This is a genomic window from Aquisalibacillus elongatus (genome assembly GCF_003843875.1).
Lineage (GTDB): Bacteria > Bacillota > Bacilli > Bacillales > Alkalibacillaceae > Aquisalibacillus > Aquisalibacillus elongatus.
Genome location: NZ_RKRF01000015.1, coordinates 40401 through 64513 on the forward strand (window position 1 = coordinate 40401; position 24113 = coordinate 64513).

General features: G+C 41.2%; 33 protein-coding genes and 1 riboswitch. All 33 genes read left to right on the forward strand.

Features of this window, described 5'->3' with window-relative positions; genetic code table 11:
- Nucleotides 1-3 precede the first annotated feature (3 nt).
- Nucleotides 4-543: a 50S ribosomal protein L5 gene (gene rplE / locus EDC24_RS14810; protein WP_124223926.1), complete on the forward strand. Its 540-nt coding sequence runs from the start codon at nt 4-6 to the stop codon at nt 541-543.
- A 24-nt stretch (nt 544-567) separates the two neighbouring features.
- The gene (locus tag EDC24_RS14815; RefSeq protein WP_091773731.1) at nt 568-753 is read left to right on the forward strand and encodes a type Z 30S ribosomal protein S14; all 186 of its coding nucleotides are present in this window, start codon (nt 568-570) and stop codon (nt 751-753) included.
- 31 nt (nt 754-784) lie between these two features.
- Nucleotides 785-1180: a 30S ribosomal protein S8 gene (gene rpsH / locus EDC24_RS14820; RefSeq protein ID WP_124223928.1), complete on the forward strand. Its 396-nt coding sequence runs from the start codon at nt 785-787 to the stop codon at nt 1178-1180.
- Nucleotides 1181-1206: 26 nt separating this feature from the next.
- Nucleotides 1207-1743, forward strand: coding sequence for a 50S ribosomal protein L6 (gene rplF / locus EDC24_RS14825; RefSeq protein WP_124223930.1), 537 nt, complete (start codon nt 1207-1209; stop codon nt 1741-1743).
- 32 nt (nt 1744-1775) lie between these two features.
- Nucleotides 1776-2138 carry a 50S ribosomal protein L18 gene (gene rplR / locus EDC24_RS14830; protein ID WP_124223932.1) on the forward strand — a complete coding sequence of 121 codons (363 nt, stop codon included), beginning with the start codon at nt 1776-1778 and terminating at the stop codon, nt 2136-2138.
- Between the two features lie 24 nt (nt 2139-2162).
- Nucleotides 2163-2666 (forward strand): 30S ribosomal protein S5, encoded by a 504-nt coding sequence (rpsE, locus tag EDC24_RS14835; protein ID WP_124223934.1) that lies wholly within the window; start codon nt 2163-2165, stop codon nt 2664-2666.
- 13 nt (nt 2667-2679) lie between these two features.
- On the forward strand, nt 2680-2862 hold the full coding sequence (gene rpmD / locus EDC24_RS14840) for a 50S ribosomal protein L30 (RefSeq protein ID WP_124223936.1): 183 nt from the start codon (nt 2680-2682) through the stop codon (nt 2860-2862).
- A 33-nt stretch (nt 2863-2895) separates the two neighbouring features.
- Nucleotides 2896-3327 (forward strand): 50S ribosomal protein L15, encoded by a 432-nt coding sequence (gene rplO / locus EDC24_RS14845; protein WP_124223938.1) that lies wholly within the window; start codon nt 2896-2898, stop codon nt 3325-3327.
- On the forward strand, nt 3327-4616 hold the full coding sequence (gene secY / locus EDC24_RS14850) for a preprotein translocase subunit SecY (protein WP_124223940.1): 1290 nt from the start codon (nt 3327-3329) through the stop codon (nt 4614-4616). Before rplO ends, secY begins: the two co-directional genes overlap by 1 nt.
- Before the next feature lie 36 nt (nt 4617-4652).
- The gene (locus EDC24_RS14855; protein ID WP_124223942.1) at nt 4653-5303 is read left to right on the forward strand and encodes an adenylate kinase; all 651 of its coding nucleotides are present in this window, start codon (nt 4653-4655) and stop codon (nt 5301-5303) included.
- Nucleotides 5303-6049 (forward strand): type I methionyl aminopeptidase, encoded by a 747-nt coding sequence (gene map, locus EDC24_RS14860; protein WP_124223944.1) that lies wholly within the window; start codon nt 5303-5305, stop codon nt 6047-6049. Before EDC24_RS14855 ends, map begins: the two co-directional genes overlap by 1 nt.
- A 16-nt stretch (nt 6050-6065) precedes the next feature.
- A complete protein-coding gene (locus EDC24_RS14865) occupies nt 6066-6392 on the forward strand; it encodes a KOW domain-containing RNA-binding protein (RefSeq protein ID WP_124223946.1) in 327 nt (108 codons plus the stop codon).
- Complete coding sequence (gene infA / locus EDC24_RS14870; RefSeq protein ID WP_124223948.1) at nt 6379-6597, forward strand: translation initiation factor IF-1; 219 nt, start codon at nt 6379-6381, stop codon at nt 6595-6597. The genes EDC24_RS14865 and infA overlap by 14 nt, the downstream gene beginning before the upstream one ends.
- A gap of 31 nt (nt 6598-6628) precedes the next feature.
- The gene (gene rpmJ / locus EDC24_RS14875) at nt 6629-6742 is read left to right on the forward strand and encodes a 50S ribosomal protein L36 (RefSeq protein ID WP_124223950.1); all 114 of its coding nucleotides are present in this window, start codon (nt 6629-6631) and stop codon (nt 6740-6742) included.
- A 22-nt stretch (nt 6743-6764) separates the two neighbouring features.
- On the forward strand, nt 6765-7130 hold the full coding sequence (gene rpsM / locus EDC24_RS14880) for a 30S ribosomal protein S13 (protein ID WP_124223952.1): 366 nt from the start codon (nt 6765-6767) through the stop codon (nt 7128-7130).
- Nucleotides 7131-7155: 25 nt separating this feature from the next.
- A complete protein-coding gene (gene rpsK, locus EDC24_RS14885) occupies nt 7156-7557 on the forward strand; it encodes a 30S ribosomal protein S11 (protein WP_124223954.1) in 402 nt (133 codons plus the stop codon).
- A gap of 168 nt (nt 7558-7725) precedes the next feature.
- Nucleotides 7726-8670: a DNA-directed RNA polymerase subunit alpha gene (locus EDC24_RS14890; protein ID WP_124223956.1), complete on the forward strand. Its 945-nt coding sequence runs from the start codon at nt 7726-7728 to the stop codon at nt 8668-8670.
- 42 nt (nt 8671-8712) lie between these two features.
- Nucleotides 8713-9078 (forward strand): 50S ribosomal protein L17, encoded by a 366-nt coding sequence (gene rplQ, locus EDC24_RS14895; protein WP_124223957.1) that lies wholly within the window; start codon nt 8713-8715, stop codon nt 9076-9078.
- A 279-nt stretch (nt 9079-9357) separates the two neighbouring features.
- Complete coding sequence (locus tag EDC24_RS14900; RefSeq protein WP_124223959.1) at nt 9358-10173, forward strand: energy-coupling factor transporter ATPase; 816 nt, start codon at nt 9358-9360, stop codon at nt 10171-10173.
- Entirely contained in the window at nt 10149-11000 is an 852-nt protein-coding gene (locus tag EDC24_RS14905; RefSeq protein ID WP_124223961.1) for an energy-coupling factor transporter ATPase, read from the forward strand. Before EDC24_RS14900 ends, EDC24_RS14905 begins: the two co-directional genes overlap by 25 nt.
- The gene (locus EDC24_RS14910; RefSeq protein ID WP_124223963.1) at nt 10997-11791 is read left to right on the forward strand and encodes an energy-coupling factor transporter transmembrane component T family protein; all 795 of its coding nucleotides are present in this window, start codon (nt 10997-10999) and stop codon (nt 11789-11791) included. Before EDC24_RS14905 ends, EDC24_RS14910 begins: the two co-directional genes overlap by 4 nt.
- Nucleotides 11792-11801: 10 nt before the next feature.
- Complete coding sequence (gene truA, locus EDC24_RS14915) at nt 11802-12542, forward strand: tRNA pseudouridine(38-40) synthase TruA (protein ID WP_124223965.1); 741 nt, start codon at nt 11802-11804, stop codon at nt 12540-12542.
- Nucleotides 12543-12641: 99 nt separating this feature from the next.
- Nucleotides 12642-12743: riboswitch (purine riboswitch) on the forward strand.
- 81 nt (nt 12744-12824) lie between these two features.
- Nucleotides 12825-13319, forward strand: a complete 495-nt coding sequence (gene purE, locus EDC24_RS14920; protein WP_124223967.1) for a 5-(carboxyamino)imidazole ribonucleotide mutase — start codon at nt 12825-12827, stop codon at nt 13317-13319.
- Nucleotides 13313-14440 (forward strand): 5-(carboxyamino)imidazole ribonucleotide synthase, encoded by a 1128-nt coding sequence (gene purK / locus EDC24_RS14925; RefSeq protein ID WP_124223969.1) that lies wholly within the window; start codon nt 13313-13315, stop codon nt 14438-14440. Before purE ends, purK begins: the two co-directional genes overlap by 7 nt.
- A complete protein-coding gene (purB, locus tag EDC24_RS14930) occupies nt 14440-15735 on the forward strand; it encodes an adenylosuccinate lyase (RefSeq protein ID WP_124223972.1) in 1296 nt (431 codons plus the stop codon). Before purK ends, purB begins: the two co-directional genes overlap by 1 nt.
- 14 nt (nt 15736-15749) lie before the next feature.
- Complete coding sequence (purC, locus tag EDC24_RS14935) at nt 15750-16472, forward strand: phosphoribosylaminoimidazolesuccinocarboxamide synthase (protein WP_124223974.1); 723 nt, start codon at nt 15750-15752, stop codon at nt 16470-16472.
- Nucleotides 16465-16716 (forward strand): phosphoribosylformylglycinamidine synthase subunit PurS, encoded by a 252-nt coding sequence (gene purS / locus EDC24_RS14940; RefSeq protein WP_124223976.1) that lies wholly within the window; start codon nt 16465-16467, stop codon nt 16714-16716. Before purC ends, purS begins: the two co-directional genes overlap by 8 nt.
- On the forward strand, nt 16713-17396 hold the full coding sequence (gene purQ / locus EDC24_RS14945) for a phosphoribosylformylglycinamidine synthase subunit PurQ (RefSeq protein ID WP_124223978.1): 684 nt from the start codon (nt 16713-16715) through the stop codon (nt 17394-17396). Before purS ends, purQ begins: the two co-directional genes overlap by 4 nt.
- Nucleotides 17380-19587, forward strand: a complete 2208-nt coding sequence (purL, locus tag EDC24_RS14950; RefSeq protein ID WP_124223980.1) for a phosphoribosylformylglycinamidine synthase subunit PurL — start codon at nt 17380-17382, stop codon at nt 19585-19587. Before purQ ends, purL begins: the two co-directional genes overlap by 17 nt.
- A complete protein-coding gene (purF, locus tag EDC24_RS14955; protein ID WP_124223982.1) occupies nt 19563-20996 on the forward strand; it encodes an amidophosphoribosyltransferase in 1434 nt (477 codons plus the stop codon). Before purL ends, purF begins: the two co-directional genes overlap by 25 nt.
- Entirely contained in the window at nt 20996-22015 is a 1020-nt protein-coding gene (gene purM / locus EDC24_RS14960) for a phosphoribosylformylglycinamidine cyclo-ligase (protein ID WP_124223984.1), read from the forward strand. Before purF ends, purM begins: the two co-directional genes overlap by 1 nt.
- A complete protein-coding gene (gene purN, locus EDC24_RS14965; protein WP_124223986.1) occupies nt 22012-22614 on the forward strand; it encodes a phosphoribosylglycinamide formyltransferase in 603 nt (200 codons plus the stop codon). The genes purM and purN overlap by 4 nt, the downstream gene beginning before the upstream one ends.
- Entirely contained in the window at nt 22583-24112 is a 1530-nt protein-coding gene (gene purH / locus EDC24_RS14970) for a bifunctional phosphoribosylaminoimidazolecarboxamide formyltransferase/IMP cyclohydrolase (RefSeq protein ID WP_245998215.1), read from the forward strand. The genes purN and purH overlap by 32 nt, the downstream gene beginning before the upstream one ends.
- Nucleotide 24113 lies beyond the last annotated feature (1 nt).

Here is a 24113-nt window from a genome sequence, read left to right on the forward strand (position 1 = left end):
AAGATGAACGAACTAAAGAAAAAGTACAATGAAGAAGTTGTTCCAAGTTTAGTTGAAAAGTTTAACTACAGTTCAGTAATGCAAGCGCCAGAAGTTGAAAAGATCGTTATCAACATGGGTGTTGGTGACGCTGTTCAAAACGCGAAGGCGCTAGAAAATGCTGTTGAAGAATTAACGTTAATTTCCGGTCAAAAACCAACCGTCACAAAAGCTAAGAAATCAATCGCTGGTTTCCGTTTACGTGAAGGAATGCCAATCGGTGCGAAAGTTACACTTCGTGGTGAGCGCATGTACGATTTCTTACAGAAATTAATCGCTGTTTCACTACCTCGTGTACGTGACTTCCGTGGTATTTCACCTAAAGCTTTTGATGGTCGTGGTAACTATACTTTAGGTATCAAAGAACAATTGATTTTCCCGGAAATTAATTACGATAAAGTAAGTAAAGTACGTGGTATGGATATCGTAGTTGTAACGACTGCAGATACTGATGAAGAGGCTCGTGAACTATTAGGTCAGTTTGGTATGCCTTTCAGACAGTAACTTACTGATTAAGGAGGGAAAATTGTGGCTAAAAAGTCAATGATCGCAAAACAAAAACGCAAACAAAAGTTTAAAGTGCGTGAATATACACGTTGTGAACGTTGCGGTCGTCCGCATTCCGTAATTCGCAAGTTTAAATTATGCCGAATTTGTTTCCGTGAACTAGCGTACGAAGGACAAATTCCAGGCGTTAAAAAAGCAAGCTGGTAAACCCGTTAATTGGGAAGGAGGTAAAGTACAAATGATGTCAGATCCAATTGCAGATATGCTAACAAGAATTCGCAATGCGAACATGGTTCGTCATGATCAGTTAGAAGTTCCAGCTTCTAAACTAAAAAGAGATATCGTTGATATTCTTAAACGTGAAGGTTATATCCGCGATTATGAATTTATCGAAGACAATAAACAAGGCGTTTTACGTCTATTCTTAAAATATGGTGCAGATAACGAGCGTGTTATCTCAGGCATTAAACGTATTAGTAAACCTGGACGTCGTGTGTATGCAAAAGCAGAAGAGGTCCCTAAAGTTCTAAACGGCTTAGGAATCGCTGTTGTATCCACTTCTAAAGGTGTTTTAACGGATAAAGAAGCACGTCAACAAGCAGTAGGCGGCGAAGTTGTAGCTTACGTTTGGTAATACTCGAAAGTCAGGAGGTGTAAGGTATGTCACGTGTAGGATTAAAAACGTTAGAAATTCCAAATGATGTTGAATTAAACTTTGACGGAAATACTTTGACAGTTAAAGGTCCAAAGGGCGAATTAACTCGTACGCTTCATGAAGACATGAAGATTAACGTTGAAGATCAAGTGCTTTCAGTTGAGCGCCCAAATGATAATAAAGAATACCGCGAATTACACGGTACAACTAGAAGCCTAATCGCTAACATGGTTGAAGGTGTTACAAAAGGCTTTGAAAAGTCCCTTGAAATTCAAGGTGTTGGTTACCGTGCGCAAATGCAGGGTAACAAATTAGTTGTTAACGCTGGTTACTCTCACCCAGTTGAAATCGAACCAGTTGAAGGTATCGATATTGAAACTCCTTCTAACACTAAGATCGTTGTTAAAGGAATTGACAAAGAAAAAGTAGGAGCAGTTGCTGCGAACATTCGCGCGATTCGTACACCTGAACCTTACAAAGGTAAAGGTATTCGTTACGAAGGCGAGCATGTACGTCGTAAAGAAGGTAAGACTGCTAAATAATATCCGTTAAAAGACAGAAAGGAGTGACCTGAATGATTACGAAAGCAGATAAAAATGCCGTTCGTAAAAAGCGTCATAGACGCGTTCGTCGTACTCTAAAAGGTACAGCTGAACGCCCACGCTTAAATGTTTATCGTTCGAACAAACACATTTACGCTCAGTTAATCGATGATATAAATGGCCAAACAGTAGCTAGCGCATCTACAGTTGACTCTGAATTCAAAGGTGAAAACACTGGTAACGTTGAGGCTGCTACACAAGTAGGCGAATTATTAGCTAAGCGAGCAGTAGATCAAGGCTACAGTTCAGTAATTTTTGACCGCGGAGGTTACCTCTATCACGGTCGAGTGAAGGCTTTAGCTGAAGCTGCACGTGAAACTGGCTTAGAATTTTAATTGACTGATAAAGGAGGGAAAAGAATGCGTACACAAATTGATGCGAGTAAATTAGACATTGAAGAACGCGTAGTTACAGTTAACCGCGTAGCTAAGGTTGTAAAAGGTGGCCGTCGTTTCCGTTTTACAGCTTTAGTCGTAGTAGGTGACAGAAACGGACACGTTGGCTTTGGTACTGGTAAAGCACAAGAGGTACCGGAAGCGATTCGTAAAGCAGTTGAGGACGGTAAGAAAAACCTAGTCCGTGTACCAATCGTAGGTACAACAATCCCACACCAAATTCATGGTGAATTCGGAGCTGGAAACATCTTATTAAAACCAGCTTCAGAAGGTACAGGAATCATCGCAGGTGGACCAGTTCGTGCAGTATTAGAACTAGCTGGTGTTGGTGACATTCTATCAAAATCACTAGGCTCAAATACTCCAATTAACATGGTTCGTGCGACAATTTCAGGATTAGCTAATCTAAAAACAGCAGAGCAAGTTGCAAAACTTCGCGGTAAGTCTGTTGAGGAATTGTTAGGATAAGGAGGGAAAACACATGGCTAATAAATTAGAGGTTACCCTCACTCGTAGTGTGATTGGCAGAAGCCAAGATCAACGAGATACAGTTAACGCATTAGGACTTAAAAAAATTCGTCAATCGGTGATCGTTGAAGATACACCTGCTATCCGAGGAATGGTTGACAAAGTGTCACACCTCGTTTCAGTAAAAGACGCGTAATTTAAATAGATCGTTAAAGAGGAGGTGCTCAACATGAAACTTCACGAACTAAAAGGGTCTGGTAAAGATCGTAACCGCGTAGGACGTGGAATGGCATCTGGTAACGGGAAAACTTCAGGCCGCGGTCATAAAGGTCAAAAAGCTCGTTCTGGCGGTAATAACCGTCCAGGATTCGAGGGTGGTCAAATGCCATTATTCCAACGTTTACCGAAACGTGGATTTACAAACATCAACCGTAAAGAGTATACTATTGTTAATCTAGAAACTTTAAACCGTTTTGAAGATGGTACAGAAGTAACCCCAGAACTTTTACTAGAATCTGGTGCGATCAGCAAAGTGAAAGCTGGTGTTAAAGTGCTAGGTAACGGTAATCTAGAAAAGAAATTAACAGTAAAAGCTCAAAAGTTCTCTGCTTCTGCTAAAGAAGCAATTGAAGCGGCGGGCGGTCAAACTGAGGTGATCTAATGTTTAGTACTTTTGCAAACATGTTCCGTGTTGCTGACATTAGACGCAAAATTCTATTTACCCTTGCAATTCTTGTAGTTTTTCGAATTGGTTCTTTTATTCCCGTTCCATTTACGGACGGTCAGGCCATTGAAGTCATGAACGAAATGAACGCGTTTGGCTTCATTGATACTTTTGGCGGAGGCGCATTAAGTCAATATTCCGTCTTCGCTATGGGAATTTTCCCATACATTACAGCAGCCATTATCATGCAATTATTGCAAATGGATGTTGTGCCTAAATTTACTGAGTGGAGAAAACAAGGGGAAGTAGGGCGTCGTAAGTTAGCTCAATTCACACGTTACGGAACAGTGGTCTTAGCATTCATCCAAGCAATTGGTATGTCCATCGGTTTTAACTTTATGACAGATGGTGCTTTAATTCAGGATCCAAGCTGGTTTAAGTTCTTAGTCATTGCTATTGTTTTAACAGGTGGTACGACATTCTTAATGTGGCTTGGTGAACAAATTACAGAATACGGAGTTGGAAATGGTATCTCCATTCTAATCTTCGCTGGTATCGTAGCTGGAATTCCAACTGCGGTAAACCAATTGTATTCTACGTATATTGATGGTGCTGGTGATCAGTTATTCATCAATCTAGCTATAATAGGCATCATCGGCTTAGTCGTAATTGCAGTTATTGTTGGTGTTATCTTCATCCAACAGGCATTACGTAAAATTCCGATTCAGTATGCTAAACGAACGGTTAACCGTTCACCAGTTGGAGGTCAATCCACTCATTTACCACTTAAGGTAAATGCAGCAGGGGTTATTCCAATTATCTTTGCAATTTCATTTATTATTGCACCTCAGACAATCTCTAATTTCTTTGAAGGTCAAGTGGCATCAACGATTGCGTATATTTTTGATTATACCCAACCAGTTGGTATGACATTATACGTAGCGTTAATTATTGCATTCACTTACTTCTATACATTTGTTCAAGTTAACCCTGAACAAATGGCTGAAAATCTGCAGAAGCAAGGCGGATATGTCCCTGGAATTCGTCCAGGTAAAAATACAGAAACTTATTTAACTCGTGTCATTTATCGCCTAACGTTTGTTGGGGCATTATTCTTAGCTGTTGTTTCGATCTTCCCAATTATTTTAGGAAGTATCGCAAGCCTACCAACGGCCGTTCAAATCGGTGGTACCAGCTTACTAATCGTAGTAGGTGTTGCGTTAAATACGATGAAGCAGCTTGAAAGTCAATTAGTGAAACGTCATTACAGAGGTTTCATTAAATAACACCCTAGATGTTATGATGAGAGCGAGGGGAAAGTTATGAATCTGATTTTAATGGGCTTACCAGGTGCTGGTAAGGGAACCCAAGCAGAGAAAATCGTAGAAAAGTATGAAATCCCTCATATCTCAACTGGAGATATGTTCCGTTCTGCGATTAAAGAAGGAACAGAACTTGGAAAAAAAGCAAAGTCCTATATGGATGACGGCGCACTTGTACCGGATGAGGTCACAATTGGGATTGTAAAGGAACGCCTAAGCAAACCTGATTGTGAAAAAGGCTTCTTATTAGATGGCTTCCCTCGTACGGTAGCACAAGCAGAAGCATTAGAGTCCTTATTAGGAGATTTAAATACAAAATTGGATTATGTCCTTCATGTCAACGTACCCGAAGAAAAGTTAGTGGATCGTTTAACAGGACGTCGTATTTGCCCTGAGTGCGGTGCGACCTACCACGTTGAATTCAATCCTCCAAAACAAGATGGGGTCTGTGACAATGATGGGGCACAGTTAATCCAACGCGAAGATGATCAGCCTGAAACAGTCAAAAACCGTTTGAGCGTTAACTCTGAACAGATGAAGCCTCTACTAGACTTCTATGATGATAAAGGTTACTTAGTTGAGGTGGATGGCGATCAAGATATCGATGTTGTTTTCCAAGAGATCGATGATAAAATCGGAGGCCTTGTTTAATGATAATTAATAAAACGCCAAGAGAAATTGAATTAATGCGACAGGCAGGTAAAATTGTTGCACTCACACATCAAGAGCTTCAAAAGCACATTAAACCAGGTGTAACCACGAAAGAGCTTGACCAAGTTGCTGATCAATTTATCCGTAGCATGGATGCTACACCTTCGTTTAAAGGCTATAATGGCTTTAGCGGTAGCATTTGTGTTTCAGTTAACGAGGAATTAGTACATGGAATTCCAAGTGATCGAGCGTTAAATGATGGAGATATTATAAGCATCGATATTGGTGCTAATTATCAAGGCTATCATGGAGATTCAGCCTGGACTTATCCGGTTGGAGACATCGACGAAGATACACAGAAACTTCTTGATGTAACAGAGCAATCGCTTTTTGAAGGATTAAATCAGGTTATACCTGGAAACCGTTTGTCTGATATTTCTCACGCTATACAACAATATGTAGAACCATTTGGCTATACAATCGTAAGAGAGTACGGAGGACATGGAATAGGGCAAGACCTTCATGAAGATCCTCATATCTCCAATTTTGGACCAGCAAACAAAGGTCCAAGAATGAAAAAAGGTATGGTATTAGCCATTGAACCTATGGTTAATTTAGGGGAACGTTATGTTCGGACATTAAGTGATAACTGGACAGTTGTGACTGAAGACGGAAGCAACTGTGCACACTTTGAGCATACAATCGCTGTAACTGATGATGGTTACGAAATTTTAACGAAAGTTTAAGTGAAGGTGATGATGATTGGATAGTGAGTCGAGTAGTCCCAGGATAGGTCAATTAGTAAGAATCAATCGTGGGCGCGAGGCCGATCAATATGCGGTGATCGTCGATGTGGTTGATGAATCATTTGTTTTATTGGCTGATGGCGATAAACGTAAATTTGATCGACCAAAACGCAAAAACATTCATCATGTCGATTTATTAGACTATATTTCTCCGGAAGTTGAAAATAGCATTTTAGAAACTGGTCGCGTAACCAATGGTAAACTTCGCTTCGCAATATCAAAGTTTGTTAACGAGCAGTTAGCAGATTGGAAGAAGGGAGATTCTCTCTATGGCGAAAGATGATGTAATTGAAATGGAAGGCACAGTCCTCGAAACATTACCGAACGCAATGTTTAAAGTAAAATTAGAAAACGGACATGAGATTTTAGCTCATGTTTCTGGTAAAATACGTATGCATTTCATCCGTATTCTACCTGGTGATAAAGTGACCGTTGAGATGTCACCGTATGACCTATCAAGAGGTCGAATCACGTATCGTTATAAGTAATACAACTCCGATCTAAAAGGAGGTAAGAACAATGAAAGTAAGACCTTCAGTCAAAAAGATGTGTGAAAAATGTAAGGTAATTCGTCGTAATGGCCGAGTAATGGTAATTTGCGAAAACCCTAAACACAAGCAAAAACAAGGATAATTAAAGGAGGTGCGTTTAACAGATGGCACGTATTGCAGGTATTGATATTCCACGTGAAAAACGTATTTCTATTGCGTTAACGTATATTTACGGTATCGGAAAATCAAGAGCAAAACAAATTGTTGAAGATGCTGGTGTATCTGTTGAGACACGTGTACGTGATCTTACAGAAGATGAACTATCAAGCATCCGTAAAGAGATAGATAAATACACGGTTGAGGGTGACCTTCGTCGTGAAACATCTTTAAACATTAAGCGTTTAATCGAAATCGGTAGTTACAGAGGTATTCGTCACCGTCGTGGCCTACCAACACGTGGACAGAAGACAAAGAACAACTCTCGTACACGTAAAGGCCCACGTCGTACAGTTGCGAACAAGAGAAAATAAAGATTTAAAGGAGGTAAGCTAAATCATGGCTCGTAAGGGTAAACAACAACAGGCGCGCAGAAAGCGTCGTGTGAAAAAGAATATAGAGTCTGGCGTTGCGCACATTCGCTCTACTTTTAACAACACAATCGTAACGATCACAGACACTAATGGTAATGCACTAGCTTGGAGCAGTGCTGGAGCTTTAGGCTTCAGAGGTTCTCGTAAGTCAACACCTTTCGCAGCACAGATGGCATCAGAAGTTGCGGCGAAAACAGCACAAGAGAGCGGCATGCAATCCATCGAAGTAGCTGTTAAAGGTCCAGGAGCTGGCCGTGAAGCAGCGATTCGTTCGTTACAGGCTGCAGGTCTAGAAATCACGTCAATTATTGATGTGACACCTGTACCACACAATGGTTGCCGCCCACCAAAACGTCGTCGTGTTTAATTAGGTATATAATTTGTCACCCTGTCTATAATGGGATATGATAGTATAATAAGGTTTACACGGTAGTGCAGGTTCCTCCCATGATACACATGGGTTTCCTGCTTGAGGAATTTTCGGGGATACGGCTCGTATCGTCGAGTTTCGACGTTTTGAAGGAGGGTTTTGTGAATGATTGAAATTGAAAAACCGAAAGTGGAAACAATTGAAATTAATGAAGATACTACGTTCGGAAAGTTTGTCATCGAACCGTTAGAGCGCGGTTATGGTACAACAGTAGGTAACTCCTTGCGTCGTATCTTACTATCCTCGCTTCCAGGAGCAGCAGTCACATCAGTACAAATTGAAGGTGCTTTACACGAGTTCTCTACATTGGATTATGTCGTTGAAGACGTAACTACTGTAGTCATGAACTTAAAGCAGCTTGCATTAAAAATTTACTCTGATGATCAAAAGACATTAGAATTAAATGCTCAAGGAGAAGGGGAAGTATTTGCTCGTGACATTCAACACGATAGCGATGTTGAAATATTAAACCCCGACTTGAAAATTGCAACGATTTCAGGAAACGGTAAATTAAACATGAAGATTTTTGCTGAGCGCGGACGCGGTTACCGCCCAGCTGAAGCCAACAAACATGATGAACAGCCAATAGGTGTTATCCCTATAGATTCAATCTTCACACCAGTTCAACGTGTAACGTATCAAGTTGAAAACACACGCATCGGGCAAGTTACAAATTTTGATAAATTGACTCTCGACGTCACGACTGATGGAAGCATTCGTCCTGAAGATGCTATTTCTTTAGGTGCGAAGATTTTCACAGAACACTTAAATGTGTTTGTTAGTCTGACGGATGAAGCACAACAAGCGGAGATTATGGTTGAAAAAGAAGAAGACCAAAAGGAAAAAGTGTTAGAAATGACAATTGAAGAGTTAGATCTATCTGTTCGCTCTTACAACTGTCTAAAACGTGCCGGCATTAATACGGTACATGAACTAACACAAAAATCCGAAGAAGACATGATGAAAGTTCGTAACCTTGGACGTAAATCACTAGATGAGGTTAAGCATAAATTGAATGACTTAAACCTAGGACTGCGTAAAGACGACTAATCATCTGCAACGCTAGATTTTCCGACAAAGGAGGTTTTGAGAATGGCAAAAACGAAGTTAGGCCGTACAACTGAACAACGTCAGGCGCTTCTACGTAATCTTGCAACAGACTTAATCGTTCATGAACGTCTTGAAACAACTGAAGCTAAAGCTAAAACGCTTCGCCCAGTTGTAGAAAAGCTGATTACGTTAGGTAAGCGCGGTGACCTTCATGCTCGCCGTCAAGCAGCTTCTTACTTACGCGATGTGGAAGTTGATGAAGAAGGTTCACAGAATGCTTTACAAAAATTATTCTCTGATATTGCTCCTCGTTTCGAAGAACGCCAAGGCGGTTACACTCGCATCTTAAAGCTTGGTGAACGTAAAGGTGACGGAGCAAAAACGGTGATTATTGAATTAGTTGACTAATTGAATGATTCATTCAAAGGAAGGGGGTTCAGATTCCACGCGATGGGACTGTTCCCTTTTTTTATGATTTAATTTTCTAATCCGCTAGTAGAGCCTCTGAATCCGGTAGTTAATGAGCACATTCCGGTAGTTGGAGACGTAAATCCGATAGAAAACCTTAAAAACTTTCTCTCAACTAATTGTCAACTTTAATTATTGGTGGTTTAACAATCGGTAGCTATATATGATAAAATAAACCTTGATTCTATTTCCGTGGAAATACAAAAGGGGACAAAATTCGTGATTGAATTTAACGATGTTTCATATCATTATCCGAACCAGTCAGATTATGCCTTAAAACATATCAATTTCTCAATTCATGAAGGTGAATGGGTGGCGATCTTGGGACGGAATGGATCAGGAAAGTCTACTTTAGCGAAACATATGAATGGCTTACTTACACCAACTTATGGGGATATTCGAATTAATGGCCTTGAATTGAACGAAGAGTCTGTTTGGGATATTCGACGACACGTTGGGATGGTTTTTCAAAATCCAGAGAATCAGTTTGTCGGAACATCGGTTATAGATGATGTCGTATTTGGGTTAGAAAATATCGGTCTACCACGTGAACAGATGAAGGAAAGAGCTGATGAATCCCTGCGTTTGTTGGGGTTACCGGATATGCATCTGACCGAGCCATTTCATTTGTCTGGTGGGCAGAAACAGCGCTTAGCTATCGCTGGCATTTTAGCGATGAGACCGAATGTGATTGTGTTAGATGAAGCGACGACAATGTTAGATCCAACAGGTAAACTACAGTTACTTGAGACGATACAACAAATTCGCAAGCAACAACATATAACAACAGTGATGATCACACATGATGTGCAAGAAGCGGCTTGGGCAGATCGAGTGATAATATTAAATGATGGAGAAATAGGGTTTAACGGTTCGCTTAGTCAAAGTGAAAGAATCAAAGAATTCGGGTTAGAGTTGCCGTTTTTATTAGAGTTAACGGTTGCCTTAAAAGAGAGAGGCTACCCAATCAAATACTTGCCGAAAAATGAAGAAGAATTGGTGAATCAAATATGGACATATCATTCAACCAAGTAAGTTTTACATATCAAAAAGGAACACCCTTTGAACATCATGCCTTACATAACGTTAGCACCTCTATCTCTTCAGGCACGATGACGGCAGTTATTGGACAAACAGGTTCAGGTAAATCGACGTTTATCCAACATGTGAATGGACTCTATTATCCAACCGAGGGCAGTGTTGAGGTTGGAGACTTCACGATAACTCAAGACGGCTTAAAGTCAATTAAAAAGTTGCGCCAACAGGTTGGAATGGTGTTTCAATATCCAGAGCATCAATTATTTGAGGAAAACGTGAGGCAAGAGTTGTTATTTGGGCCTCGTAATTTTGGTCTAGAAGTATCAGACAGTCGATTAAATGAAATCTTCAATATGGTAGGGCTTCCAAATGAAGTGCTAGAAAAATCGCCATTTGAACTCAGTGGCGGCCAAAAACGTCGAGTGGCCATCGCGAGTGTGTTAGTGTTAGAGCCCAAGGTCTTAATATTAGATGAACCTACAGCAGGTCTTGATCCAGCTGGAAAGCAACAAATTATGAACTTATTTAAGTCCTTGCAAGTAGAAAAACAAATGACGGTTGTTTGGATCACACATGATATGACAGAAGTGTTAACTTACGCAGACAACGTTATTGTATTTCATGAGGGTAAGTTAATGGGTCCAGCGGCACCTAAAGCGTTATTTAGGAACAAAGAACTTCTAGCTCAAACGAGTTTAAACAAGCCGAGTGTGCTTAAATTTCTAGATGAACTCAAAGACCAAATAGGTGTAAGCATTAACTATAACGACCAAAGTGCAATAGAATTAGCCGATGAGATCATCAAAGTAGGTGAGAAGTCGTGAATTCATTCATCATTGGTCAATACGTTCCTAAAATATCATGGATACACCAACTAGACCCGAGAACAAAATTAATCATTGTCTTTAGTTATGTGATTGTTATCTTTGCCGCTGACTCTGCGTTAGGATACGGGATTTTGCTAGCTTTAGCATTTCTGAGTACTTATTTAATCCAAATTCCGTTTAAGTTTATTGCTAAAGGCTTGAAACCTGTATGGTGGATTATGGTGTTCACGTTTATTTTGCACCTAATTTTCACCAGACAAGGTGATATGTTTATATCTGTTCTAGGATTCGGTTTATACGATGGAGCGATTATAAAAGCAATAGAAATATCATTGCGTTTCTTTTTATTAATTTTAATGACAACGGTGTTAACGTTAACGACAACACCAATTGCGATTACGGATGCTGTTGAGACTTTATTGGGTCCGTTTAAAAAGTTAAAGTTACCTGTACATGAACTTGCAATGATGATGTCAATCTCACTACGTTTTATACCAACCTTGATGCAGGAAATGGACAAAATTACAAAGGCCCAAGCTTCACGGGGGTTAGATTTTAAAACGGGAACATTGAAGGATCGCGCCAAGGCTGTTCTGCCTCTATTTATTCCGCTATTTATAAATGCTTTTAGACGTGCTGAAGATTTAGCGGTTGCGATGGATGCAAGAGGTTACCAAGGGGCATATAACAGAACGAAATTTCGTGAATTAAAATTTACAGGGCTAGATTATATAATTGGTTTATTTGTTATAACAGTTTTTGCTGTCTTTTTTATGACAGGAACATGAGGGGATTTACATGGAAAGAATCATGCTTCGAATTGAATATGATGGGACATATTTCGCGGGTTTTCAGGTCCAGGTGAATCAGCGCACGGTACAACTCGAAATTGAAAAAGCACTTAAAAAAATGCACCAATCGGATGTACGCATTCATTCATCCGGTCGAACAGATTCTGGCGTACATGCATTGGATCAAGTCATTCATTTCGATACAGCGCTACAATTAGATGAACCTACTTGGAAACATGCTTTAACGACTTTACTACCGAAAGATATTCGTGTAAAATCTGCACAAAAGGTTACCGCTCAGTTTCATGCAAGAAAAGACTCAACGCGAAAAACGTATCGTTATATCGTGTTGAATCAAAAAGAGCATGATCCATTTAGACGGAATTATGAGTGGCATATCCCACATTCCGTTGATGTGGAAAGAATGAAAGAAGCGGCTGAACTAATTAAGGGTACACATGATTTTACAGCATTTGCTGCGTCTAAAACGAATGTCAAAGGGGATAAAATCCGGACGATTGAACGAATTGAAGTGCAGAAGCAGGACAATCGAATTTATTTTGATGTCACAGGAGATGGTTTCCTAACGCATATGGTTCGGATCATTGTCGGGACATTAATTCATATTGGATTAGGGAAAAAGGATAAAGCCTGTATACAGGAAGCCTTTGGCACCTTAGATCGTCGAGTGCTTGGTTTAACAGCACCTGGTTATGGTTTGTATTTGAAACAAGTCGATTATGAGTAAAATCCGAACATTCAGGTTGATATTTTAATTTAATTTCGGAATTTATTAAAAAGTGGTTGATGAATCATTTTAAGGTGTTATAATGTAATTGTAAAAACGAACAGTCAAATAATAAACCCTCATATAATATTGGGAATATGGCCCAAAAGTCTCTACCCGGTTGCCGTAAACAACTGGACTATGAGGGAAGTATTCTGAACTTATGACGTTTATTAGGGATACGTATGTCCAGACTGCTTTCCTCATGGGGAAGCAGTCTGTTTTGTTTTGAGGAGGGATTGGATGAAACCACAAATAGGTATCATTATGGGAAGTACATCAGATTGGGAGACAATGAAGCATGCATGTCATGTACTAGATGAGCTAGACATTCCGTATGAAAAAGAAGTAGTCTCTGCACACAGAACCCCGGATAAAATGTTTCATTACGCTGAAAACGCAAAAGAAAGAGGGTTAAAGGTCATCATTGCGGGAGCTGGTGGGGCTGCCCATCTACCAGGGATGGTAGCATCGAAAACATCACTGCCTGTGATTGGTGTTCCAGTACAATCCAAAGCGTTAAAAGGTCTAGACTCGTTGTTATCCATCGTTCAAATGCCAGGCGGCGTCCCGGTAGCAACTGTTGCGATTGGGAGTTCAGGTGCTACCAATGCAGGTCTCTTAGCAGCCAGACAATTAGCGGTATTTGATGAAGATCTTCACCTACGTTTACTCGATAAACAGCATCAAATGGAAGAAAAGGTCCATCAATCAAATGAGGAGTTACAAACATGGTAAAACGTATTGATCCAGGTCAAACAATTGGAATTATAGGCGGTGGCCAATTAGGGCGCATGATGGCGATTTCTGCGAAACAGATGGGGTATCGAATAGCTGTTTTAGACCCAACGCCAAACTCACCAACAGGGCAAGTGGCTGATGTTGAGATTACTGCAGCTTACAATGATTTAGAAGCAGCCAAAAAGTTATTACAAGAATCCGACGTCGTCACTTATGAATTTGAAAGCATTGATGTCGGTGTGTGTGAGTATTTAGTTGAGCATGGTTATGTACCACAAGGAAGTGAGTTAATCCGAATTTCTCAAGACCGTGCTTTTGAGAAAAAGGCGATTGAAGAAAGCGGAGCTAAAGTGGTTACATATGAGCTTGTTGAAAACATCGATGAGTTAAAACGCGCAACGCAATCGATAGGGTATCCTTGCGTGTTAAAAACTAGACGCGGCGGCTATGACGGTAAAGGTCAGCAAATATTATACGAAGAATTAGATTTAGCTCAAGCGATTGAAGTTTTAGAAAAAGGTCCTTGTATTTTAGAACAATTTTTACCGTTTGAAAAAGAACTATCCGTCATCGTTAATAGGAACACCCTTGGTGAGGTGAGATCCTTTCCAGTTGCGGAGAATATACATGTTAACCATATATTATTACAATCAATTGTTCCAGCAAGAGTGGTACCTACCATTCAAGATAAGGCGAAAAAAGCGGCTGAACAATTGGCAGAGTCGATGGATATGGTAGGGACGCTTGGGGTCGAAATGTTTTTGACGCAAGAAGGAGACATTTACATTAATGAAGTAGCACCTAGACCACATAATTCCGGCCATTATACGATTGATGCTTGTGAAACTAATCAATTTGAACAACATATAAGGGCGTTAATTGGTACACCATTAGGAAAGCCGAAGCTAAACACATCGGTCGTCATGATGAATGTATTAGGTGAACATTTGCAGGAAGTAGTGTTGCGTATTCCAGATGTTTCAAATGCTAAACTACACTTATATGGCAAATCAGAAGTGAAACCAAAACGTAAAATGGGTCATGTCAATTTCCTAGGATACCATACAAAAGGCTTATTACAACAAACTAGAGATTTAGAGATATGGAGGCAGTCATAATGATTGAACGTTATACACGAGAAGAAATGGGTCAAATTTGGACAGAAGAAAATAAATATCAGGCCTGGTTAGAAGTTGAGATACTAGCTTGTGAAGCGTGGGCTGAGTTAGGGGTGATCCCAAAGGAAGATGCTCAAGCCATTCGTAAAAACGCATCGTTTGATGTGAATCGAATTAAAGAAATTGAAGCTGAAACGCGTCACGATGTCGTAGCATTCACACGCGCCGTGTCTGAGACGCTTGGTGATGAGAAGAAGTGGGTGCATTACGGGCTCACGTCAACCGATGTGGTCGATACGGCACTTGGCTATTTAATTAAACAGGCAAATGATCTAATTCGCAAAGACTTATTGCGTTTCATTGATGTTTTAAAAGAGAAGGCGAAAGAACATAAATATACGGTCATGATGGGGCGTACGCATGGTGTTCACGCTGAGCCGACCACGTTTGGGCTCAAAATGGCCTTATTTTATGAAGAAATGAATCGAAACTTAGAACGTTTTGATGCAGCAGCAGAGACGATTGGGTATGGAAAAATGTCGGGAGCAGTCGGGACGTATGCGAATATCGATCCGTTCATCGAGCAATATGTCTGTGAAAACCTTGGCTTAAAACCGGCACCGATCTCAACTCAAACCTTACAACGTGATCGACATGCGCATTATGTATCGACATTAGCCTTGATCGCAACGTCAATTGAAAAAATGGCGGTTGAAGTTCGTGGACTGCAAAAGAGTGAAACGCGTGAAGTAGAAGAGTTTTTCGCTAAAGGCCAAAAAGGTTCTTCCGCTATGCCGCACAAACGAAACCCGATTGGATCAGAAAATATGGCTGGGATGGCGCGTGTCGTACGAGGTTACATGACGACGGCATACGAAAATGTTCCGCTATGGCACGAACGTGATATTTCGCATTCTTCAGCTGAACGCGTCATTTTACCAGATGCGACCATTGCGGTAAATTATATGCTCAATCGTTTTTCAACGATTATCGAGAAACTGACGGTTTATGAAGACAATATGAAACGCAATATGGACCGGACATTCGGCTTGATTTTCTCGCAACGCGTTTTATTGTCTTTAATTGATAAAGGACTATCGCGTGAGAAAGCATACGATCTCGTGCAGCCACTAGCGATGCAAGCATGGGAGGAACAAACGTCGTTCCCTGAATTAGTCAGACAACACCCAGAGATTCAAGAACAGCTATCAGAAAGCGAATTAGATGATTGTTTTGACCCTACTTATCATTTGAAAAATGTCGACGCTATTTTTGAGAAGGTCGGTTTAAATTAAGGAGGCTTCTGAAGTTGCAAAAAGGTCCATTACGTTACGAAGGAAAAGCGAAACGTTTGTATGAATCAAACACCCCAGATGAGTTGATTGTCGAGTATAAAGATGATTTAACCGCCTTTAACGGAGAGAAAAAATCAGATCAACACGGCAAAGGGACTTTAAATAATCAAATTACTTCTTTATTATTTGAACGCTTGAATGAAGCGGGCGTTTGCAACCATTGGGTAAAGCAACTTGGTGAGACAGAGCAACTCGTAAAACATACTGACATTATACCGATTGAAGTTGTCGTTCGTAATGTGGCAGCTGGAAGCTTATCTAAGCGGTTAGGGTTTGAGGAAGGCAAGGCATTAATGTTTCCAATCGTTGAGTTTTACTACAAAGATGATGACCTTGGCGACCCGCTGATTAATGAAGATCATATTAAACTGTTAAATCTAGTGACAGAAGAAGAGATACAACAGTTGAAAGATCTAGCGCTTAAAGTGAATGATATTTTGTTAGAAGAGTTCGGTCGTTGTGACATAAAAATAATAGATTTCAAGCTAGAGTTCGGTGAAGATAGCAACGGCAATTTGTTGTTAGCAGATGAGATTTCGCCAGATACTTGCCGGCTGTGGGATCGACACACTAATGAAAAGCTAGATAAAGATGTTTTTAGGCAGGATTTAGGTCAGGTGGATGAGGCGTATCGCACGATATTAAATCGCTTAAAGGGAGTTGGGGCTCATGATTAAGGTCAAAGTGTACGTCACGTTAAAAGAAGGGGTGCTAGACCCACAAGGAAAGGCAATTGAGCAGGCATTACAAGCGAAAAATTTTCAAGGTGTGCGTGACATGAGGGTCGGTAAGTACATGGAATTCTATTTGAATGAAGATGAGGCAACGGATCACCAAATCCAAGAGATGTGCGAACAATTGCTAGCGAATCCGGTCATTGAGGACTATCGCTACGAAACAGAGGAGGTCATCTCGGTATGAAGTTTGCCGTCGTCGTATTTCCGGGTTCGAATTGCGATTCAGACATGTTTTATGCCATCCAAGGTGTTTTAGGTGAGGAAGTAGAGTATGTTTCCCATCATTCTAGTGATCTATCACAATTTGATGCGGTGCTGTTACCAGGCGGTTTTTCCTATGGCGATTATTTACGGTCCGGAGCCATTGCTAGTGTAAGTCCAATAGTTAATGCAATTAAAGATTTTGCTTCAGAAGGCAAGCCAGTTTTAGGCGTGTGCAATGGGTTTCAAATTTTACTTGAAGCGGGTTTGCTAAATGGTGCGATGAAACGGAATCATGAGTTGAAATTCGTGTGCGATACCACACCGCTCATCGTTGAACAAAGTGAAACGATCTTCACGAGTGAATATGAACAGTTTGAGCGTATTGAATTGCCGATTGCTCACGCTGAAGGAAACTATGATTGTGATGATGAGACATTAAAGGATCTCGAAGCGCATGATCAAATTGTGTTCCGCTATGCTGATAATCCTAACGGCTCTAAAGCAGATATTGCAGGAATCGTGAATAAGGAGGGCAATGTGTTAGGCATGATGCCACACCCAGAGAGAGCCGTAGAGGAGATTCTCGGAACAGACGATGGATTAAAGCTATTTCGATCAATCTTAGTGAATTGGAGGGAGACACATGCCATTACTTCTTGAGCCAAGTCCAAGTGAGATTAAGGAACAGAAGCTTTATGTTGACATGGGGCTAACGGATGCAGAGTTCGAACGAATCGAGCAATTAATTGAGAGAACACCAAATTATACTGAAACAGGAATTTTTTCTGTGATGTGGAGTGAGCATTGTAGTTATAAAAAATCTAAGCCACTCCTAAGTAAGTTCCCGACTCAGGGCGCACGTGTACTACAAGGTCCTGGTGAAGGTGCCGGAATCATTGATATCGGTGATGAATTAGCGGTTGCGTTTAAAATTGAAAGTCATAATCACCCATCGGCCATAGAGCCTTATCAAGGGGCGGCAACAGGTGTTGGTGGGATTATCCGTGATGTGTTTTCAATGGGAGCTCGTCCAGTGGCGCTATTAAATTCCCTTCGCTTCGGTGAATTGGACCATCCGCGAACGAAGTACTTGTTTGAAGAAGTAGTGGCAGGAATAGCGGGATACGGTAATTGTGTTGGCATCCCAACGGTCGGTGGTGAGATTCAGTTTGATGATTGTTACAAGGGAAATCCTTTAGTTAACGCCATGTGTGTCGGCTTAATGAAGCATGAAGATATACAAGTCGGTCAGGCAAAAGGAATTGGCAACACAGTGATGTACATAGGGTCAGCAACAGGTCGAGACGGCATTCATGGTGCAACGTTTGCATCTGAAGAATTAACAGATGAATCAGCAGAAGACCGCCCAGCCGTTCAAGTCGGTGATCCGTTTATGGAGAAATTGTTAATCGAAGCAACGCTAGACATTATCAAAAGTGACGCTCTTATTGGTATACAAGACATGGGAGCAGCAGGGTTAACGTCATCAGCTAGTGAGATGGCCAGTAAGGCTGGAACCGGTATAGAGCTTAATTTAGATTTAGCCCCGCAGCGTGAAACGGGCATGACTCCTTATGAAATGATGTTATCTGAATCGCAAGAGCGTATGTTAGTCGTCGTTCAACAAGGTCGTGAAGATGAGATCAAAGAGGTGGTGTCTCAGTACGATTTGAATGCGGTTGAAGTTGGCCAGGTAACAGACGATCATCGTTTCCGTTTAATCCATCAAGGTGACGTTGTAACGGATGTCCCAGTTGATGCACTAGCAGAAGATGCACCCGTTTATGATTTACCGTCTGAAAAACCGTCATTTAATACAAACACTCAACCACTTCGTATTGAGGATCCTGAAGATGTTTTGATTAAACTTTTGCAACAGCCAACGATTGCGAGTAAGGAATGGGTATACCGACAATATGATTATCAAGTTCAGACGAATACGGTGGTTCAGCCAGGTTCCGATGCCGCGATTATAAGAGTGAAAGGGACAGACAAAGCGATTGCGATGACGACCGATTGTAACTCAAGATATTTACACCTGGACCCTTACCAAGGTGGCCAAATAGCGGTAGCAGAAGCCGCACGTAATATTGTCTGCTCCGGAGCTGATCCAGTTGCCATTACAGATTGCTTAAATTTTGGAAATCCAGATAATCCTGAGGTATTTTGGATGATGGAACAGGCAACAGACGGTATGGCGAACGCTTGTGAGACGTTACAAACGCCTGTCATTAGTGGTAATGTCTCACTTTATAACGAAACGAATGGTCAAAGTGTATTCCCGACACCGGTCATTGGTATGGTTGGGTTGATCCATCAGCTAGATCACATTACAACTCTTCATGTAAAAGAACCAGGCGATCTCGTATATGTGATCGGCGAGACAACGCATGAAGTTGGTGGTAGTGAAGTGCAAAAACTATTACAAGGATCATACGAAGGAGAAGCTCCTGAACTAGATATTATGCAGGAAAAAACAAGACAGCAAAACTTGCTTAAAGCTATTCAAAATGGATTAGTCGCATCCGCTCATGATGTCTCAGAAGGCGGGTTGGCTGTTGCTCTTGCTGAAAAAGTTATGACAACCAATTTTGGCATGAACGTTGGATTACGAGGTAAGAACTTTGTGGAGCTATTTAGCGAAACTCAATCGCGTTTTATTGTAACTGTTAAACCTGAAGACGTGAGTGAGTTTGAAGCTAACGTAGACGCAACGCGAGTCGGTGTCGTTACGAATAATGGAAGGTTCAACATTCAGTTTAACGGCGAGACGATTATTCAGCAAAAGGTAGATCAGTTAATCGATAGGTGGAAAGGAGCTATTCCATGTTTGGTGAAATCAAAGGCTTAAATGAAGAGTGCGGGATCTTTGGCGTATTCGGTCACACGCAGGCGGGCCACATGACTTATTACGGACTACATGCTCTGCAACACAGAGGTCAAGAAGGGGCTGGTGTTGTCGTATCTGATGGAGAAGAACTGAAACAGTCAAAAGGTGAAGGCTTAGTCACAGACGTGTTAGATGAAGAACAACTCAGCCGTTTAGTAGGGCACTCAGCTATTGGTCATGTTCGTTATTCGACGGCTGGAGGCAAGACGTATGAAAATATTCAGCCGTTATATTTTAGGTCAAGTACGGGTTCCTTAGCTCTGGCTCATAACGGTAATTTAGTGAACGCATCCAAGCTTCGTCAGGAATTAGAAGAGACCGGAAGCATTTTTCAAACCACATCAGATACTGAAGTGATTGCGCATTTAATTAAGCGACAAGGAAAAAAGCCTATTATTGACCGAGTCAAACATGCGTTAAATGAGTTAGAAGGTGCTTTTGCGATGGTCATGTTAGATGAACACCAGTTAATCGCCGCGCTAGACCCAAGAGGTATGCGGCCACTCTCGCTTGGAAAAGTCGGAGATGCTTATGCTCTTGCTTCTGAAACGTGTGCATTTGACGTTGTAGGAGCTGAATATTTAAGAGAAGTTAAACCTGGAGAGTTATTAGTCATAAACGAAGAAGGCGTTCATGTTGATCGATTTCAACAGCCTAAAGACCGGTCGATTTGTACGATGGAATATGTCTACTTCGCACGACCGGATAGCAATGTAGATGGGGATAACATTCACAGTGTTCGTAAACGTTTAGGTAAAACGTTAGCTAGTGTTGCACCCGTTGAAGCGGATGTTGTTACGGGTGTGCCTGATTCTAGTATTTCAGCTGCAATTGGTTATGCCGAGGCCTCAAATATTCCGTATGAGCTTGGGTTAATTAAAAATCGATACGTTGGAAGAACGTTTATTCAGCCATCTCAGGAGCTACGGGAGCGTGGCGTTCAGATGAAGCTATCAGCTGTGAGAAAGATTGTAGAAGGAAAGCGCGTTGTTATGGTGGATGATTCTATTGTAAGAGGCACAACGTCGAAACGAATTGTTCGTATGTTAAAAGAAGCGGGCGCAAAGGAAGTTCACGTTCGCATCAGTTCACCCCCGATTACGCACCCTTGTTTTTACGGAATCGATACGTCAACGAGTGGTGAGTTAATTGCAGCCAATCACACCGTTGAAGAAATAGGAGAGAAAATAGGAGCTGATTCTATCTCATTTCTACCGATTGATTCTATGATCGAGGCGGTCGACAGACAAGATCAAAGCCCGAATTGTGGCCACTGTTTAGCATGTTTTACAGGGAATTATCCAACAGATTTGTATGATCAATCGATTCCACCTCATCAAAAAGAGCAGATGATAGGAGCGAGGTCTTAATGTCAAAAGCTTATCAAGAGTCAGGTGTCAATTTAGAAGCGGGTTATGAAGCAGTTGAACGTATGTCATCTCATGTTAAGCGAACTCACCGAACGGGCGTTATGGGGTCCTTCGGCAGTTTCGGTGGTATGTTTGATTTGTCCCATCTTAACTTAAAAGAACCTGTCTTAATTTCTGGCACTGATGGCGTTGGAACTAAACTAAAATTGGCTTTTGAATTAGACCGTCATGACACTATTGGAATGGATGCCGTTGCTATGTGTGTCAATGATATCGTCGTTCAAGGCGCTGAGCCACTTTATTTTCTGGACTATATTGGAATAGGGGTTTCTCGTCCTGATGTCATTGAATCCATTGTTAAAGGAATTGCCGATGGGTGTGAAGAAGCAGGGTGTGGGCTAATTGGTGGTGAAACAGCTGAGATGCCAGGGTTGTATGATGAAGATGAGTATGATGTCGCTGGTTTTGCCGTAGGCGCGTGTGAAAAAAGTGAGCTCATCACAAATGACCAAATCAAATCCGGTGACAAGCTAATCGGACTTCCATCATCAGGTGTCCATAGCAATGGTTTTTCGCTCGTTCGAAAAATCATTTACGATCAACAGCTCGACCTTAACAAAGTTTATTCGCCTTTTAATCAAACGTTAGGTGAAGAACTGTTAACGCCAACGATGATTTATGTTAAAGACATAATCGCATTAAAAGGATTAATTAAGGGTGCGGCTCATATTACAGGGGGCGGTTTTTATGAAAATATTCCACGCATGTTACCAGATGGAGTAGGCGCGACCATACATACGAATGTATATCCCACACCAAAAATCTTCCCTTTTTTACAAGAACATGGCCAATTAGAGAAGGACGATTTATACCGAGTTTTTAACATGGGGATTGGTATGGTCTTAGCGGTTGATTCTCAAGATGTGGATCAGATCATGACATTACTTGATGAAGCTTACGTCATTGGAGAAGTCACTAATCAAGATGGGATTCAGTTAGTAGAGGGGGAACGAATATGAAACGAATTGCCATATTTGCCTCAGGGAGTGGTTCTAACTTTGAAGCCATCGCAAAAGCTTCTGTGTGGAGTGATGCTTATGAAGTCGTGTTGCTTTTCTCTGATCGACCTGAAGCTTATGCTTTAAATAGAGCTGAACAGCTAGGAATAGAAGCTCAAGTTTACGAACCTTCTCATTATCCAGATAAACGGTCGTATGAAGCCGATATTCTAGCCTTGCTTATCCGACATCGAGTGGACCTCGTCGTATTAGCCGGATATATGCGATTAGTAGGTGAAACGCTACTACAGCCTTATCAGAACCGAATTATCAATATTCATCCATCGCTATTACCGTTATTTCCAGGTCTACATGCGATCGAGAACGCAATAGACGTAGGTGCGAGTCAAACCGGCGTGACGATTCATTACGTAGATGAAGGAATGGATACAGGTCCGATTATTTCACAAGAGTCTATTCCGATCGAGCCGGCAGATACATATGACACGTTGAAAGAAAAAATACAAAAAATCGAACACCGATTATACCCAGAAACGATTGAACAAATGGTAAGAAAGGATGAGTTATTTGTCAAAACGAGCCTTACTGAGCGTATCTGATAAAACAGGATTATTAGAACTTGCTAAAGCTTTTGTCGACCACGGGATTGAATTAATTTCAACTGGTGGGACGAAGAAAGTGCTAGAAGAAGCGGGTGTTCCTGTCACAAGCATTTCTGAAGTGACAAACTTTCCTGAAATTTTAGATGGTCGAGTAAAAACCTTACATCCGAATGTACACGGTGGATTGTTAGCTAAGAGGAACAATGAACAACATCAAGCAGAACTAAATGAGTTAGATATTCAACCGATTGATTATGTCGTCGTGAACCTTTACCCATTTAAGGAAACGATTGCAAAAGAAGACGTGTTATTCGATGAAGCGATTGAAAACATCGATATCGGTGGGCCGACGATGTTAAGATCTGCTGCTAAAAACCATCAGGATGTCACGGTAATAGTCGACCCTAATGATTATTCTAAAGTAATTGAAGCTTTAGAAGAAGGCGTGCCATCATTAGAGTTGAAGCGGGACTTAGCGGCTAAAGTGTTCAGGCATACCGCACACTATGATGCCTTAGTGGCTGAGTATTTAACGGAACAGACAGATGAAGCTTATCCTGAGACTAAAACCGTCACGTATGAATTAAAGCAAACGTTACGCTACGGAGAAAACCCTCATCAAGAAGCTGCGTTTTATAAAAAACCATTTGCATCTGCTTCGTCTATTACTGAGGCGCGTCAATTACATGGAAAAGAATTATCTTATAACAATATTCAAGATGCTGATGCAGCGTTAACGATTGTCAAAGACTTCAAACAGCCAGCGGCGGTCGCTGTCAAACATATGAACCCATGCGGTGTTGGCGTAGGTCAGAATATTCTAGAAGCATACGAGCGCGCTTATGAGGGAGACCCAGTGTCCATCTTTGGCGGCATTGTAGCGGTGAATCGTCCTGTGGATCAAACACTCGCTGAGGCGTTAAGTTCAATTTTCTTAGAAATTATCATAGCACCAAGCTATACAGAAGATGCCCTTAATCAATTAACTAAAAAGAAAAACATTCGATTATTAGAAATGCCAATCTATTTAAATGAGCCTGAAGAACAATTGAAAACCGTCAGTGGGGGTGTTTTGATTCAAGATGAAGATCGCCATCTGCTCCTAGAATCTGATTTAGAAGTCGTAACGGAGCGAGAGCCGACCGATGAAGAGTGGTCTGACTTAAAGTTTGCTTGGAACGTGATTAAACACGTGAAATCGAATGCGATTGTTTTAGCAAAAGGAGAGCAAAGCATCGGCGTTGGTGCTGGGCAAATGAATCGTGTCGGAGCAGCTAAAATTGCGATCGAACAAGCAAGTGATCACGCACATGGTGCGATCATGGCATCAGATGCCTTTTTCCCAATGCCCGATACAGTTGAAGTCGCACACCAAGCAGGAGTCCGGGCGATTATTCAACCGGGTGGATCGATTCGAGATGAAGACTCGATTCAGAAGTGTAATGAGTATGGCATCACAATGGTGTTAACGGGCGCAAGACATTTTAAGCATTAGG

What these genes read in the sequence shown, in the direction of transcription:
- rplE (WP_124223926.1), top strand. Translation starts at nt 4, where the DNA reads ATGAACGAACTAAAGAAAAAGTACAATGAAGAAGTTGTTCCAAGTTTA.
- rpsH (WP_124223928.1), top strand. Translation starts at nt 785, where the DNA reads ATGATGTCAGATCCAATTGCAGATATGCTAACAAGAATTCGCAATGCG.
- rplF (WP_124223930.1), top strand. Translation starts at nt 1,207, where the DNA reads ATGTCACGTGTAGGATTAAAAACGTTAGAAATTCCAAATGATGTTGAA.
- rplR (WP_124223932.1), top strand. Translation starts at nt 1,776, where the DNA reads ATGATTACGAAAGCAGATAAAAATGCCGTTCGTAAAAAGCGTCATAGA.
- rpsE (WP_124223934.1), top strand. Translation starts at nt 2,163, where the DNA reads ATGCGTACACAAATTGATGCGAGTAAATTAGACATTGAAGAACGCGTA.
- rpmD (WP_124223936.1), top strand. Translation starts at nt 2,680, where the DNA reads ATGGCTAATAAATTAGAGGTTACCCTCACTCGTAGTGTGATTGGCAGA.
- rplO (WP_124223938.1), top strand. Translation starts at nt 2,896, where the DNA reads ATGAAACTTCACGAACTAAAAGGGTCTGGTAAAGATCGTAACCGCGTA.
- secY (WP_124223940.1), top strand. Translation starts at nt 3,327, where the DNA reads ATGTTTAGTACTTTTGCAAACATGTTCCGTGTTGCTGACATTAGACGC.
- EDC24_RS14855 (WP_124223942.1), top strand. Translation starts at nt 4,653, where the DNA reads ATGAATCTGATTTTAATGGGCTTACCAGGTGCTGGTAAGGGAACCCAA.
- map (WP_124223944.1), top strand. Translation starts at nt 5,303, where the DNA reads ATGATAATTAATAAAACGCCAAGAGAAATTGAATTAATGCGACAGGCA.
- infA (WP_124223948.1), top strand. Translation starts at nt 6,379, where the DNA reads ATGGCGAAAGATGATGTAATTGAAATGGAAGGCACAGTCCTCGAAACA.
- rpmJ (WP_124223950.1), top strand. Translation starts at nt 6,629, where the DNA reads ATGAAAGTAAGACCTTCAGTCAAAAAGATGTGTGAAAAATGTAAGGTA.
- rpsM (WP_124223952.1), top strand. Translation starts at nt 6,765, where the DNA reads ATGGCACGTATTGCAGGTATTGATATTCCACGTGAAAAACGTATTTCT.
- rpsK (WP_124223954.1), top strand. Translation starts at nt 7,156, where the DNA reads ATGGCTCGTAAGGGTAAACAACAACAGGCGCGCAGAAAGCGTCGTGTG.
- EDC24_RS14890 (WP_124223956.1), top strand. Translation starts at nt 7,726, where the DNA reads ATGATTGAAATTGAAAAACCGAAAGTGGAAACAATTGAAATTAATGAA.
- rplQ (WP_124223957.1), top strand. Translation starts at nt 8,713, where the DNA reads ATGGCAAAAACGAAGTTAGGCCGTACAACTGAACAACGTCAGGCGCTT.
- EDC24_RS14905 (WP_124223961.1), top strand. Translation starts at nt 10,149, where the DNA reads ATGGACATATCATTCAACCAAGTAAGTTTTACATATCAAAAAGGAACA.
- truA (WP_124223965.1), top strand. Translation starts at nt 11,802, where the DNA reads ATGGAAAGAATCATGCTTCGAATTGAATATGATGGGACATATTTCGCG.
- purE (WP_124223967.1), top strand. Translation starts at nt 12,825, where the DNA reads ATGAAACCACAAATAGGTATCATTATGGGAAGTACATCAGATTGGGAG.
- purK (WP_124223969.1), top strand. Translation starts at nt 13,313, where the DNA reads ATGGTAAAACGTATTGATCCAGGTCAAACAATTGGAATTATAGGCGGT.
- purB (WP_124223972.1), top strand. Translation starts at nt 14,440, where the DNA reads ATGATTGAACGTTATACACGAGAAGAAATGGGTCAAATTTGGACAGAA.
- purS (WP_124223976.1), top strand. Translation starts at nt 16,465, where the DNA reads ATGATTAAGGTCAAAGTGTACGTCACGTTAAAAGAAGGGGTGCTAGAC.
- purQ (WP_124223978.1), top strand. Translation starts at nt 16,713, where the DNA reads ATGAAGTTTGCCGTCGTCGTATTTCCGGGTTCGAATTGCGATTCAGAC.
- purL (WP_124223980.1), top strand. Translation starts at nt 17,380, where the DNA reads ATGCCATTACTTCTTGAGCCAAGTCCAAGTGAGATTAAGGAACAGAAG.
- purF (WP_124223982.1), top strand. Translation starts at nt 19,563, where the DNA reads ATGTTTGGTGAAATCAAAGGCTTAAATGAAGAGTGCGGGATCTTTGGC.
- purM (WP_124223984.1), top strand. Translation starts at nt 20,996, where the DNA reads ATGTCAAAAGCTTATCAAGAGTCAGGTGTCAATTTAGAAGCGGGTTAT.
- purN (WP_124223986.1), top strand. Translation starts at nt 22,012, where the DNA reads ATGAAACGAATTGCCATATTTGCCTCAGGGAGTGGTTCTAACTTTGAA.